The 12,596-nt window shown below is 65.0% G+C and carries 16 protein-coding genes and 1 pseudogene; 7 read left to right on the forward strand and 10 right to left on the reverse strand.

Annotation, left to right across the window (positions count from 1 at the left end; all coding sequences use genetic code 11):
- Positions 1-11 precede the first annotated feature (11 nt).
- Positions 12-458 (reverse strand): thiosulfate oxidation carrier protein SoxY, encoded by a 447-nt coding sequence (soxY, locus tag EYE42_RS13095; protein WP_130991768.1) that lies wholly within the window; start codon positions 456-458, stop codon positions 12-14.
- Between the two features lie 56 nt (positions 459-514).
- A complete protein-coding gene (gene soxX / locus EYE42_RS13100; protein WP_130991769.1) occupies positions 515-994 on the reverse strand; it encodes a sulfur oxidation c-type cytochrome SoxX in 480 nt (159 codons plus the stop codon).
- A 178-nt stretch (positions 995-1,172) separates the two neighbouring features.
- On the opposite strand from soxX, the gene EYE42_RS13105 reads away from it, so the two are divergent.
- Together EYE42_RS13105 and EYE42_RS13110 are read left to right on the forward strand one after the other, a co-directional pair.
- On the forward strand, positions 1,173-1,577 hold the full coding sequence (locus EYE42_RS13105) for an ArsR/SmtB family transcription factor (protein ID WP_130991770.1): 405 nt from the start codon (positions 1,173-1,175) through the stop codon (positions 1,575-1,577).
- A 13-nt stretch (positions 1,578-1,590) separates the two neighbouring features.
- A complete protein-coding gene (locus EYE42_RS13110; RefSeq protein ID WP_130991771.1) occupies positions 1,591-2,637 on the forward strand; it encodes a YeeE/YedE family protein in 1,047 nt (348 codons plus the stop codon).
- A 32-nt stretch (positions 2,638-2,669) separates the two neighbouring features.
- On the opposite strand, the gene EYE42_RS13115 is transcribed toward EYE42_RS13110, so the two are convergent.
- Positions 2,670-3,152 carry a DUF302 domain-containing protein gene (locus EYE42_RS13115; protein WP_130991772.1) on the reverse strand — a complete coding sequence of 161 codons (483 nt, stop codon included), beginning with the start codon at positions 3,150-3,152 and terminating at the stop codon, positions 2,670-2,672.
- Positions 3,153-3,188: 36 nt separating this feature from the next.
- Entirely contained in the window at positions 3,189-3,632 is a 444-nt protein-coding gene (locus tag EYE42_RS13120) for a thioredoxin domain-containing protein (RefSeq protein WP_211657947.1), read from the reverse strand.
- A gap of 115 nt (positions 3,633-3,747) precedes the next feature.
- On the opposite strand from EYE42_RS13120, the gene EYE42_RS13125 reads away from it, so the two are divergent.
- Genes EYE42_RS13125 through EYE42_RS13140 form a run of 4 tightly spaced genes read left to right on the forward strand, consistent with a single transcriptional unit; the run spans position 3,748 to position 6,946 of the window.
- The gene (locus EYE42_RS13125) at positions 3,748-4,485 is read left to right on the forward strand and encodes a cytochrome c biogenesis CcdA family protein (protein ID WP_130991773.1); all 738 of its coding nucleotides are present in this window, start codon (positions 3,748-3,750) and stop codon (positions 4,483-4,485) included.
- Complete coding sequence (locus EYE42_RS13130) at positions 4,482-5,021, forward strand: thioredoxin family protein (RefSeq protein WP_130991774.1); 540 nt, start codon at positions 4,482-4,484, stop codon at positions 5,019-5,021. Before EYE42_RS13125 ends, EYE42_RS13130 begins: the two co-directional genes overlap by 4 nt.
- Positions 5,022-5,060: 39 nt before the next feature.
- On the forward strand, positions 5,061-5,987 hold the full coding sequence (locus EYE42_RS13135) for an MBL fold metallo-hydrolase (protein WP_130991775.1): 927 nt from the start codon (positions 5,061-5,063) through the stop codon (positions 5,985-5,987).
- A 20-nt stretch (positions 5,988-6,007) separates the two neighbouring features.
- Positions 6,008-6,946 carry an MBL fold metallo-hydrolase gene (locus EYE42_RS13140; RefSeq protein ID WP_130991776.1) on the forward strand — a complete coding sequence of 313 codons (939 nt, stop codon included), beginning with the start codon at positions 6,008-6,010 and terminating at the stop codon, positions 6,944-6,946.
- A gap of 83 nt (positions 6,947-7,029) precedes the next feature.
- Here EYE42_RS13140 and EYE42_RS13145 read toward each other — a convergent pair whose 3' ends face one another.
- Positions 7,030-8,349 carry an MFS transporter gene (locus EYE42_RS13145; protein WP_130991777.1) on the reverse strand — a complete coding sequence of 440 codons (1,320 nt, stop codon included), beginning with the start codon at positions 8,347-8,349 and terminating at the stop codon, positions 7,030-7,032.
- 148 nt (positions 8,350-8,497) lie between these two features.
- Between EYE42_RS13145 and EYE42_RS13150 the strand changes: the two genes are divergently transcribed.
- The gene (locus EYE42_RS13150; RefSeq protein ID WP_130991778.1) at positions 8,498-9,001 is read left to right on the forward strand and encodes a MarR family winged helix-turn-helix transcriptional regulator; all 504 of its coding nucleotides are present in this window, start codon (positions 8,498-8,500) and stop codon (positions 8,999-9,001) included.
- Positions 9,002-9,080: 79 nt separating this feature from the next.
- On the opposite strand, the gene gph is transcribed toward EYE42_RS13150, so the two are convergent.
- The 5 genes and pseudogenes from gph to EYE42_RS13175 form a co-directional block, all read right to left on the reverse strand.
- Positions 9,081-9,746, reverse strand: a complete 666-nt coding sequence (gene gph, locus EYE42_RS13155) for a phosphoglycolate phosphatase (protein WP_130991779.1) — start codon at positions 9,744-9,746, stop codon at positions 9,081-9,083.
- 55 nt (positions 9,747-9,801) lie between these two features.
- A complete protein-coding gene (locus tag EYE42_RS13160; protein WP_130991780.1) occupies positions 9,802-10,506 on the reverse strand; it encodes an HAD family hydrolase in 705 nt (234 codons plus the stop codon).
- The gene (gene rpe / locus EYE42_RS13165; protein ID WP_130991781.1) at positions 10,496-11,191 is read right to left on the reverse strand and encodes a ribulose-phosphate 3-epimerase; all 696 of its coding nucleotides are present in this window, start codon (positions 11,189-11,191) and stop codon (positions 10,496-10,498) included. The genes EYE42_RS13160 and rpe overlap by 11 nt, the downstream gene beginning before the upstream one ends.
- A 57-nt stretch (positions 11,192-11,248) precedes the next feature.
- A complete protein-coding gene (gene fba, locus EYE42_RS13170) occupies positions 11,249-12,331 on the reverse strand; it encodes a class II fructose-bisphosphate aldolase (RefSeq protein WP_130991782.1) in 1,083 nt (360 codons plus the stop codon).
- 153 nt (positions 12,332-12,484) lie between these two features.
- Positions 12,485-12,596, reverse strand: a pseudogene (locus tag EYE42_RS13175) (erythrose-4-phosphate dehydrogenase); the annotation flags it as partial.

Here is a 12,596-nt window from a genome sequence, read left to right on the forward strand (position 1 = left end):
TTTTTCCTAAATCAGCCGCCGCAACCGCCGATGGTGACCTTTACGTTGGCTGCGGTACGCACAAAGCTGCCATCCGCCATCTTGGCGACCGCAACCAGATCCTGCGTCTTGAGCAGCCGGATGCGCGTGGCTGCGGCCTGGCTTGCGGCCAGGGGGCCGAAGTTGAAGGTCGCCACGCCCGGCGTCGGGTTTTCCGTGGCAAGCACCAGGATCGCCGAGGCGCCCGGCGCCTCGACCGAGATCGGCACCGTGTTCCCGTTCTCGGCGATCTCGGGCGCGGTCAGCGTCACCCCGTCGCCTTCCGAGACCTCTGCCCCACCGGTGAACTCGGCGATTATTTCATCGGCCGTCTTGACGGGCGCGGTCGTAGCCTCTTGTGCCCGCAGGCCGATCGGCAGAATCGCCAGCCCGGCCAGACCGGCGCTTGCGGCCACAATGGCGCGTCGTGATATCAGCATGGTTACCTTCCTTCCTTGTCACGCTGGCTGGCCACCCCGTCCGGGGCGCCGCCGCGTTATTCGCTGAGAGTCATCAGATAGGCGACGACATCCTCGACCTGCTGGGCGGACAGGATCGGCTTGATGTCCTCGGGCTTCTCGGGCGGTTTCGCCGTATAGGCGACCCCCGGGCGGATGAACGGACCGACCTTGTACATTCCCGGCATGAAAGACTCGGGGAAGGTGCGCTTTGCATCGATGACGATGCCGCGCAACTGCGCCTCGGTCCAGCGATCCCCCGCGCCGTCCAACTGGGGGGCGATGTCGCCCTGGAACGGCACGTCCGGCATGGCCTCGATGGCATGGCAGGCAACGCAGTTCCCCAGGGCATTCGTGGTCATGATGACCTTGCCCTCGTCGGGATTTCCCGGCGTGCCTGTCAGCGATTCCGCGACCGAGCCATCCTCGGACCAGGGAACATCTTCTGGCGCAATCTCGGCCATCGCCGGCAGGCCAAAGCCCGCCACAACTATTGTAAGCGCCAAAATCCGGTGCATGTGCCCTCCCCCAAAGGCGCAAAAGCCGTCCCTCGCGACTCGTGCAGGACTCACCTTAATGGCTTTGGATCGCGATGCAACGTTTATATTGCAATAATTGAATGTCTCATCGTTATCGTGCTGGACAGCCATCAGCGCCGCGGGCTAAAAAGCCCGGTATTGCACAGGAAGGGTACCGATGAACGGAGCGGAAGGTTTCGCACGTTTCAGTCTGGCGAACCTGCTGTTCGGCCAGGCCGATCCCAAGGCGCCGCGCTCGGCTGCCGCGCAGGCGGAACCGGCGGCACGCTCTGCTGCGATCGAGGAAGCGGCCAATATCTTCAAGACCCTGGGTCATGAGGGACGGTTGCTGATCCTGTGCCACTTGGCGCAAGGCCCGAAAAGCGTTGGCGAGCTGGAAGGAATGCTTGACGCCCGGCAGTCCGCGGTCAGCCAGCAGCTTGCGCGTCTGCGGATCGAGGGATTGGTGACGGCGCGCCGGGACGGAAAGACGATCTTCTATTCGCTCAAGGATCCGCGGATCGGCGAACTGCTGATCTGCTATGCGCGCATCTTTGGCGGCGCAGACCAACGGAACATGTGACGGGCATCCGGCCATGACAGCGGACATCGCGGCGGGATTGCAGGCCGGCATGGTTGGCCTGGGGGTCGGCATCCTTCTGGGGCTGTGCGCGCGGCTGGGCGATTTCTGCACGCTGGGCGCCCTGGAAACGGCGCTGATCGGCCAGGATTTCCGCCGCTTTCATATCTGGAGCCTTGCGCTGGGTGTCGCCATTCTTTCCACCCATCTGGCCGATGCCTGGGGCATGATCGACATCGGCCGCAGCCTGCATCACGCCATCGCCTGGAACCCCGTGGCCAGCATCGCGGGCGGGCTGCTGTTCGGCTATGGGATGGCCATGGCGGGAAATTGCGGGTTCGGGGCCCTGGTGCGGGCCGGCGACGGCGACATCCGGTCGGTGCTGATCGTAGTGGTCCTGGGGATCGCCACCTATGCCACGCTTGCCGGGCCGCTGGCGCCGCTGCGCGTGTTCGTCTTTCCCCAGACCGAGCAGGACGGGCGATCCGGGATCGCCGAGGCGTTCTCGACCCTGACGGGACTCGATCCGGTCTGGCCGGCCGCGGCCCTGGGGCTTGCGCTGATCGCAGCGGGGCTTCGCCATCCGCAGGTGCGCCATTCGACTCGAACGATCATCTGTGCCATTGGCGTCGGACTGTCCGTTGTTCTGGCGTTTGTCGGCACCACGCTGGTGGCGGGCCGCGGCATGGATGCCGTTTCCGTCGAAGGTCCGTCCTATACCGCGCCGGTGGGCCGGACCATCCTGTATCTGATGACCGCGACAGGAACGCTGCCGTCCTTCTCGGTCGGTCTGGTGCTGGGCACGCTGGCCGGGGCGGTGGCAGGCTCGCTGTGGCGCCGCAGTTTCCGGTGGGAGGCTTGCGACGATCCGCGCGAGCTGGGCCGCCAGTTGGGCGGGGCGATCATGATGGGCATCGGCGGGGTCATCGCCATGGGCTGCACCATCGGGCAGGGACTGACCGGCACCGCCGTGCTGGCCTGGTCAGGCCCGGTGACGCTGATGGCGATCGCCGCCGGGGCCTGGGTGGGCCTGCAGCGGCTGCTGCTGCCCGAGGATGTATAGGGTTCCGGCCATCCGACCGACCCGATGCGCGGCTATTCGGTTCCGGTGTCCACCAGACCGGTCAGCATGTCGTTCACCGGCTTCATCGTCTCGCCAGGATAATAGCGGTGGCCCACGACAACCGTGCCGGGTTCGTCGGCCCGCTCATAGACAAAGATCGTATAGGGGCAGTACTGGATGTTGGCCGGATCGGCCTCCATCACCTGGCGCGAAACCGTTGCCGAACAGAAGCTGAAGATGTCGGCCTGGGTGAACAGATCCTTGGCGCCGCCGACATCCTCCTTGGTGCGGGACAGCATCTCGCCGACATGGCTTGTCAGGTCGATGACCAGTCCTTCGTTGGTGATCGCCTGTTCGACGGCAAAGGCCACGTCGTCGAACGACCCTTCGACCGTGCGGACATAGGCAGTGCTTTCGGTGTCCGGCGCGGACGCGTCCTGTGCGGCTGCCTGGCCGTGGATCAGGAAAAGGGCCGCAAACGCGGTGCACGCCCCAAGGATGGCTGTCTTGTTCATCTGATCGTTTCTCGTGCTTTCATGAGGCGTTAACCGTCAGGGGCCGGAATCCGCCGGCTCGGACGGGACGGCGCCGGCCGGATCGGCCGCCGACCATCCCGCGTCGTGCAAAAGGCGTTCAAGCATCACCCAGAAGAACTGATCCCCCGCATAGCCCTCGATCCGGCCGACCTCGCGTCCTTCGGACAACAGCACGAAGGTGGGCGTGAAGGCCGGCGGACGCCCGGTCAGGGTGACATCCTCGGGCAGGGGCGCATAGACATCAAGGCGCTGCAACGGCGCGGCCTGGCCTTCGGGGGTCTTGGGATAGGCCGGGCCGATCTCCTCGTTCCACTGCCGGCAATAGCTGCATCCATCGCGCTCGAACATCAAGAGCTGGAAGGGTGCTGCCGATGCGGCACCGGCCATCGCGCACAGGATCGCCAAGGCCGCGATCACGGCAGCAAGGCGGAAACAGACCGGATTCAGGGTCGAGGCCATGGGAACCGCATTGACGGGTGCAGATACGTATTTCAATATGATGATATAAAGGTGTCATTGCAAGCGCGGTGGAAAAGCCCTGTCCTGTTCCGCCTGACTTGCCGGAAGGTTGCCGATGCCCGAAATCTCCTTTGGCGGTGCCGCCGTTGCGGGATTGCTGTCGTTCCTGTCGCCCTGCATCCTGCCCATGGTGCCGTTCTATCTGTGCTATCTGGCGGGGATCTCGATCACCGAGATCAGGGGCTCTCGGGGGATCGATCCGCTTGCGCGGCGGCGGCTCGTGCTGGGGGCCATCGCGTTTTCGCTGGGCGTCACGACGATCTTCGTGATGCTGGGCCTGGGCGCGACGGCGATCGGATCGGCCTTTTCCCGCTGGCGGACGGAATTATCCTGGGTGGCGGCCGGCATCCTGGGGGTGTTCGGACTGCATTTTCTGGGCGTCATCCGCATCCCGTTCCTGTATCGGCAGGCACGAATGGAGTCCTCGGGCAATCCGGCGACGCTGGGGGGCGCCTATCTGATGGGGCTGGCCTTCGGGTTCGGCTGGACCCCCTGCGCGGGTCCGGCCCTTGCCGCGATCCTGTTCCTCGCCTCGGGACAGGACAGCCTGTGGCAGGGGGGGGCGTTGCTGCTGGTCTATGGCCTGGCGATGACCCTGCCCTTTGTGGTGATCGCGTTCTTTGCCCGGCCCTTCCTGGACTGGGTTTCGCGACACCAGCGGATGCTGGGCATGGTCGAGCGGGTCATGGGCGCCATGCTGATCCTGTTCGCGGTCCTGATCGCCACGGACGGGGTCAACCGGATCGCCGCCGTGATGGTGAACAACATGGATTGGAGTGCGACAACACGATGAAACGCCTTTTCCTTTCCCTGATGCTGCTGTCCCAACCGGTCGCCGCCGGCTCTGTGCCGTTGGGCGACGACGGCCTGCACAAGCCGGACTGGCTGAAGAACGGCTTCAAGGTTCTGGCCGAAGACCTTCAGGATGCTGCGGCCGCCGATCGCCACCTGCTGCTGATCGTCGAGCAAAGGGGCTGCATCTACTGCGCCAAGCTGCACAACGAGGTGCTGACCGATCCCCGTATCGACAGCCTGATCCGAGAGCGGTTCGACGTGGTTCAGGTCGATCTGTTCGGCGGAACCGAATTGACCGACATGGACGGCGAGGTTCTGACCGAAAAGCGGGCCGTCGCGAAATGGGGCGTCGCCGTCACCCCCACGCTGATCTTCCTGCCCCGGACGCCGCCCCCCGAGGCCGATGTCGGCCGCGCCGCCATGGCGGTCATTCCCGGCGTCCTGGAGGCCGACGATCTGCTGGCCGTTCTGGAATGGGCGGCGGCGGACGGCCCGGCCACCGGCCAGGACATCGCCGACATCCTTGCCCGCTAGAACCGCAATCCCCGCCCCGCTGACCCCAAGGACATTGCCATGCACATCGCCCGCCGCTTTTTTCTGGTTCGTTCCGCCGCCCTGATCGCCACCGCAGCCCTGCCGATCGGTCCGGCGCGCGGCTGGGCCGTCACGACGATGACCGCGGGCGACCTGCGCATCGACAGCGTGTCTGACGGCCATATCGAGTTTCCGCCCGACTTTGCCTTCTCGACCATTCCCGAATCCGAACGGACCGACCTGTTGCGCAGCCTGGGGATCGACCCGCAGGCGGTGGTGCGCAGCCCGCTGAACGTCACGCTGTTGCGCCAGGGGGACCGGGTGGTGCTGTTCGACGTGGGCTCCGGTCCCGACTTCGTGCCCACGGCCGGCAAGCTGGCCGAGGCGCTTGCCGCCGTCGATGTCGCCCCCGAGGATGTGACGGATGTCGTTTTCACCCACGGCCATCCCGACCACCTGTGGGGCCTGCTGGACGATTTCGACGAACCGCTGTTCGCTAATGCCGCCCTGCACATGGGCCAGGCCGAATTCGACTATTGGACCGATCCTGCCACGATGGACACCATCGGCGAGGAACGCCAGTCCTTTGCGGCGGGCGCCATGCGCCGTCTGACCGTCGTGGGCGACCGGATCACGCGCTTCGAGGACGGGGCCGAGGTTCTGCCCGGTATCCGCGCCGTCATGACCCCCGGCCATACGCCCGGCCACATGTCCTTCCAGGTCGGCACGCCGGAAAGCGGTCTGTTCGTGACCGGCGATTTCGTCACCATGCTGGCCGGTTTTGCCCGCCCCGATCTGGGCACCGCGACCGATCACGACCCCGAGCTTGCCGCCCGGACACGGGCCGCAACGCTGGCGCAACTGGCGGACCAGGGCTGGACGATCCTTGGCTATCACCTGCCAGATGGCGGCATCGGCCGCGTCCGCCGCGAGGGCGAGGCGTTTACCTTTGAAAGCGAGGTGTGACGATGGGGTCCGGGATTCGGATGATCGCAGCCGCCCTGACGGTTCTGGCGACCACGGCGCAGGCCGAGGACGCGCCTGACAAATATCCCGGCTCGGTTCTCTACAGTGCGCCGGTCGAGGTGGCGCCGGGCATCTATAGCGCGATCGGCGCCACCCAGCCGCCGACCTACGAGAATGCGGGCCACAACAACAACCTGTCCTTCATCGTCACCTCGGACGGGGTGGCGGTGGTCAACGGCGGCGCGTCGTGGAAGCTGGCCGAGGCGCTGCACGCCGAGATCCGCAAGATCACCGACCAGCCGGTCAGGCTGGTCATCAACGAAAACGGCCAGGGCCATTCGATGCTGGGCAACAGCTACTGGGCCGCGCAGGGCGTCCCCAGCCTTGCCCACGAGGACGCCGCCCGGGCGTTCCTTGACAGCGAGGGGCCGGGCGGGCTCGAATCCCTCAGATCCTATGCGCGCGAGAACGCCGAAGGCACCAGCATCGTCGAGCCTGCGGAAACCTTTTCCGACCGCAAGGACATCCAGATGGGCGACACAAGGATCGAGGTGCTGCACCTTGGCCCGGCCCATTCGCCCGGCGACACGCAGGTCTGGCTGCCGGACAGCAAGGTGCTGATCGCGGGCGACATCGCCTTTTCCGAACGGATGCCGCCGATCTTTCAGGGAACCTGCACCCCTTGCTGGATCGAAACCTTTGAAACCAAACTGGAACCGCTGGACCCCCGGATCATCGTGCCCGGCCACGGCGCGCCGACCGATCTGGAAACCGTGCGCCATGCGACGGTCGGCTATCTTACGGATCTGCGCGCCAAGATCGCCGAGCATCTGGACAATGGCGGCGACCTGTCCCAGGCCTATTATGTCGATCAGTCCCAATGGAGCTGGATGGACACCTTCGAGGAACTGGCCACCAAGAATGCCGGCGTAGTCTTTTCGGAGATGGAGTTCGAATAGGCCGGCTGCCGGAACGGCGGCATTGGAACGCCGGTTGGACGGCAGGACAGCTTCTGCACCCTGACCCGTCGCCTCCCTGGGGGCTAGTCCAGGGTCTTGCCCCGCATTTCGGGAACCGCCCTCAGCGCCAGAACCGTCGCCAGCGAACAGGCCATGACGTAATAGGCGGGCGCGATCGGGCTGCCGGTGGCCTGGATCAGCCAGGTCACGATGAACTGGCCGAACCCGCCGAAGATGGCGACCCCCAGGGCATAGACCAGCGACATGCCTGTGGCCCGCACCTCGACCGGAAAAATCTCGGCCAGGGTGATGATGACGGTGGCCCCGCCCGTGGCGTTGAGGATCGCCAGGCCCGCGACGATGGTCAGCAGCGTCCCCAGCGTCGGGTTGGCATTCAGGGACAGGAAGGCCGGATAGATCAGCACCAGAAGCAGCAGATAGGAAACGAGGATGACCGTCTTTCGGCCGATCCGGTCCGAGATCGCCCCGCCGATGGGCGATGCCACAAGGGTCACGAACCCGGCGGTGACCCCGGCCAGCAGCCCGGCGGTCGGCGACAGGCCCAGTTGCGTGACCGCATAGGTCGCCATGTACAGCACCACGACTGCATTCGCCGCCGTGCCGCCGATGATAAGGGCGACACCGGTCAGGATGCGGGGAAGATGCGACCCCATCGCCAACCGCAGCGACGACACCGCGCGCGTTTCGGCGTGCTGTTCGTTGGCGTGGCTTTCCTTCAGCGCACGGCGCAGCCACAGGCCGACCGGAACGATGCCGACGCCGATCAGGAACGGGATGCGCCATCCCCAGGCCGCGACCTGTTCGGGCGTCAGAGCGCTGTTGATGATCAGCGCGACGCCAGCACCGGCCAGCACCGCCAGGCCCTGACTGGCCAGTTGCCACGAGCCGAAAAAGCCGCGGCGGTCGGCTGGTGCATGTTCGGCCAGCAGCGTGGTGGCCGCCCCGACCTCTCCTCCGGCCGAAAAGCCCTGGATCAGGCGGCCCAGCACGATGATGACCGGACCCAGGACGCCTGCCGTGGCATAGACCGGGGCCAGGCCGATCATTCCGGTCCCCAGGGCCATCAGCATCAGCGTCACCACCGTCGCCCGCTTGCGCCCCCTGCGGTCGGCATAGGCGCCCAGCACCACGCCACCCAGCGGCCGCATCAGGAAGCCCACCCCATAGGTCGCAAAGGCGAACAGCAGTTGCGCGGTCGCGTCCTGCGCCGGAAAGAACAGTGCGCCGATGGTGCGCGCAAAGAAACTGAAGACGACGAAATCAAAGAACTCGAGCGCGTTGCCGATGGTGCAGGCGGCAATAAGACGGCTGTGCGAGATCTGGCCCCGACGCTCGACATCATCGCCGGGCGCCTCGGCCTCGGCTGGATAAGCAGCAGGCATGGTTTTTCTCCCTGAAACAGCGGCGGGCATTCTTGTTCCGGGCTGGCCCGCGCCATCATAGCGATAGGGGAAATAATTGCATTTTGCAACTGTTGCTGGACGCATGTTTTTTGATTAGCCTTCCCCCTCATGCAATCCCGGTTTTTTTATGCTGAAGCAAAGCCTGACCTATCAACTCGCGTCCATCGCCGAAGACGGGATCGGCAATGCCGGCCGGATTTTCGAATCGCGGTTTGGCTGGACCGTCTACGAAATTCGCGTTCTGCGGCTGGTTCGGGACAATCCGTCCATCACCTTTACCCAGCTTGCAAAGCTGACCAGGTTCGAACGGACGGCCGCATCGCGGATGCTGTCCCGCCTTATCAAGGCCGATCTTGTCAAGCGCACGAATTCGCCCGTCGATGCACGGCAGTTCACGCTGACCATCACCGCGACCGGGCAGGAGCTTTGCGACCAGGCCGATCCGATCAGCCTTTCGCTCGAGGCGCTGATGCTGGAACCCCTCAGCGAGGACGAGCAAAAAGCCCTGCGCGCGATGCTGACCCGCGTCCTGACATGGGTGCGAGGCGATTATGCCCTGAAGGTGGTCGAGCGGTTCCCGGAGGCCCGATCGGGCAAAGCGAACGGCAAAAACACGCGGCGCAAGACCTGACCCGCGCCCCGCGATCGGCGGCGGGGCGATCCTGGCCGGAGGGCGAGGTCGGGGGCCACGAGAGCGGGGGTTCCCGCCCTCAAGAAGGCATATCGGCCTTCATGGCATCGATCCGGCCGGGCAGGGACAGGAAATCCTCAAAGACGAACAGATGCGGCAATTCCTCGGCCGGGGTCTTGCGATAGCCATGCGCATACAGCGCAAACGGCACATCCGCCCGACGTGCGGTTTCGGCGTCCACCTCGCTGTCGCCGATGTACAAAAGCCTTGGCGCCGCAAGCGCGGCAAAGGCGGCCTGCAACGGCGCCGGGTCGGGCTTTTTCTCAGGCAAACTGTCTCCGCCGATCACCACATCGAAAAAGCGCAGAAGGTCCAATGCCTCAAGGATGCTGATGCTGGGCGCGCGCAGCTTGTTCGTGCAGACGCCAAGGCGGTATCCCCCGGCCTTCAGCGCGGCAAGCGTTTCGGGGACATGGCCATAAGGCCGGGTCAGAGTGGCCGGGCTGGCGGTGTAATGGGTCAGCATGGCTGCGTTCATTTCGGCGCTGCGGGACGCAGGAATGCCGCGATCCTCCATCACCAGACGAACCAGGTTGGGGATGCCGTGACCGATAAAGCTGGTCAGTCGCTGTAACGTCAAGGGCATCGCCCCGACATCCGCCAGCATCCGGTTCGCTGCGGCATGAAGGTCGGGGGCGCTGTCCACCAGCGTACCGTCAAGGTCGAAGACAAGGGCGCCGCTCATGGTGTTGTACTTTCTGTGGGTGCGGTTTCGGGCGAGGGGGGATGCAGGCGCTTCCTTAGGCGGGTTGATCGGCGCAGATCAGGCGGACAATCCCGTCGATCCCGCCCAGATCGGCAACGCTGTCCACCACGGCAAGCGCGCCCGAGAAATCGTCGCCTGCGGTATAGACCGATGGAGTAACGATGCAGGGCAAACCTGCGGCCAGTGCCGAACGCAGCCCGTTTGTGCTGTCCTCGAAGGCCACGGCCTGCGACGGCGTCACATGCAAACGCTCCAGCGCGAGATCATAGATTTCGGGCGATGGCTTCTTTGCCGCCACCTCATCGCCACAGGCGATTGCCGAAAAAATCGCCTCTGGCGGCAACCCAAAGGTCGCAGCGCACAGGGCATCCACATTGGGACGGCTGGTCGTGGTGGCAATCGCCACCCGCAGCCCGGCACTGCGGGCCTCCTGGATCAGGTCGGCGATGCTGTCGCGCAGGGCCAGCCCGCCCGCCGCCATCAGCGCACTGTATCGGTCGGTCTTGGCCCGGTGCAGCGCGGGGATATCAAGGCTGGCCGGGTCCAGTCCCAGGTCGGCCATGTGCCGGGCGATCCGCTCTTTGCCGCCGGTGGTCAGCAGCAGGCGGCGGTAATCGGCCCGGCTCCAGGTCCAGCCGATTCCCTGGTCGGCAAAGGTGTCGTTGAAGGCCTGGCGGTGCAGTTCCTCGGTTTCGGCCAGCGTGCCGTCCACATCGAAGATCAGTGCTTCAAGCGGCATGGGCGGCCCTTTGGGCTGCATCGCGAAGGGCGCGGATATTGTCGCCGTAAACCGTCGGATCGGCGACCGAACCGCCGCGGAACACCGCTGATCCTGCCACCAGAACATCGGCGCCCGCCTGCACGACCTTTGGCGCCGTTCCCGGATCGACGCCGCCGTCGATCTGGATGTGAATGGGGCGGTCGCCGATCATGGTCCGCAGGGCGCGGATCTTGGGCGTCATGTCGATGAACTTCTGCCCGCCAAAGCCGGGGTTCACCGTCATCACGCAGACCAGATCCAGCATGTCCAGCAGATGCGCCACCGCCTCGGCCGGAGTGCCGGGGTTCAGGGCGGCCCCCGCCTTCATGCCCGCCCCCTGGATCGCCTGAAGCGTCCGGTGGATATGCGGCCCGGCCTCGACATGCGCGGTCAGCACATCCGCGCCCGCATCGGCATAGGACTGAATATAGGGATCGACCGGCGCGATCATCAGATGCACGTCCATGACGGTCTTGACATGCGGCCGGAACGCCTTGACCGCCATGGGACCAAAGGTCAGGTTCGGCACGAAATGGCCATCCATGACATCCACATGGACCCAGTCGGCGCCTTGGGCCTCGATCGCCTGAATTTCGCGTCCGAAATCGGCGAAATCGGCCGACAGGATCGAGGGGGCGATCTTGATGGAACGGTTGAAGCTCATGGGTCTGGTCCTTTCAAGGCAGGCGGGCGGGCAGCAATGCGCCGCCCGTAACGGGGTTCACTCTGCCGCCAGCCCGGCGGCGGCCACGGGATCGAGCGCACCCGAGGCATAGCGCCGGGCCATGTCGTCCAGCGGGATCGGCTTGATCTTTGCGGCATTGCCCGCCGTGCCGAATCTTTCGAACCTGTCCAGGCAAAGCTTTTCCATTTCCTGCATCGCGGGAATGGTGAACTTGCGGGGGTCGAACTCGGTCTTGTGGGATGTCGCCACCTTGCGGAACTGGGCGGTGATCGCCATCCGGCTGTCGGTGTCGATATTGACCTTGCGCACGCCGGATTTGATGCCGCGCTCGATCTCCTCGACGGGGACGCCATAGGTCTGGGGCATCTCGCCGCCGAACTCGTTGATCATGTCCTGAAGATACTGCGGCACCGAGGATGACCCGTGCATCACAAGATGCACGTTCGGAATCCTGGCATGGATCTTTTCGATCTGGTTGATCGCCAAGGTCTCGCCGGTGGGCCTGGACGAGAACTTGTAGGCGCCGTGCGACGTGCCGCAGGCGATCGCCAGCGCGTCGACCCTAGTCAGGCGCACGAACTCGGCCGCTTCGTCGGGATCGGTCAGAAGCTGGTCGTGGCTGAGCCTGCCCTCGGCGCCCGATCCGTCCTCCTGGCCGGCCTCGCCCGTTTCCAGCGAGCCAAGAACGCCCAGCTCGCCCTCGACCGAGGCGCCGATCCAGTGTGCCATGCGGGCCACGCGTTCGGTGATGGCGACGTTGTAGTCCCAGTCGGCCGGGGTCTTCATGTCTTCGCGAAGCGAGCCGTCCATCATCACCGAGGTGAAGCCGTGCCGGATCGCCGAAAGGCAGGTCGCCTCGTTGTTGCCGTGATCCTGGTGCATGCAGATCGGGATGCCGGGATGCATTTCGGCCAGCGCCTGGATCATGTGGCGCAGCATGATGTCCCCGGCATAGGACCGCGCACCGCGGCTGGCCTGGAGGATGACCGGCGCCTCGCATCTGGCGGCGGCGTTCAGGATCGCCAGACCCTGCTCCATATTGTTGATGTTGAAGGCAGGCACGCCATAGACGTGTTCGGCAGCGTGATCAAGAAGTTGGCGTAGCGTAATCAGGGCCATGGAAAATCTCCGTCAGGCAGCGTGGGCGGCGGATCGTGGCGCCGCGATGCCAGAAGGCGTCCTGCCATCCGGCCGTTTCGTGGATGCCCTTTCAGGGGCACCGATAACATCAAGAGCCTCGGGTCGGTCTCTGGCCCTCTGGCACCCCCCCCCTCACCCCATTTTGCCCATTGCGACGGCGGTATCGGACATTCGGTTCGAGAAGCCCCATTCGTTGTCGTACCATGTGAGGATGCGGCACAGGCGTTTTTCCATGACCTTGGTC

Origin of the sequence: Paracoccus subflavus, assembly GCF_004310345.1 — a bacterium.
In the GTDB taxonomy this organism is placed as follows: Bacteria; Pseudomonadota; Alphaproteobacteria; order Rhodobacterales; family Rhodobacteraceae; genus Paracoccus; species Paracoccus subflavus.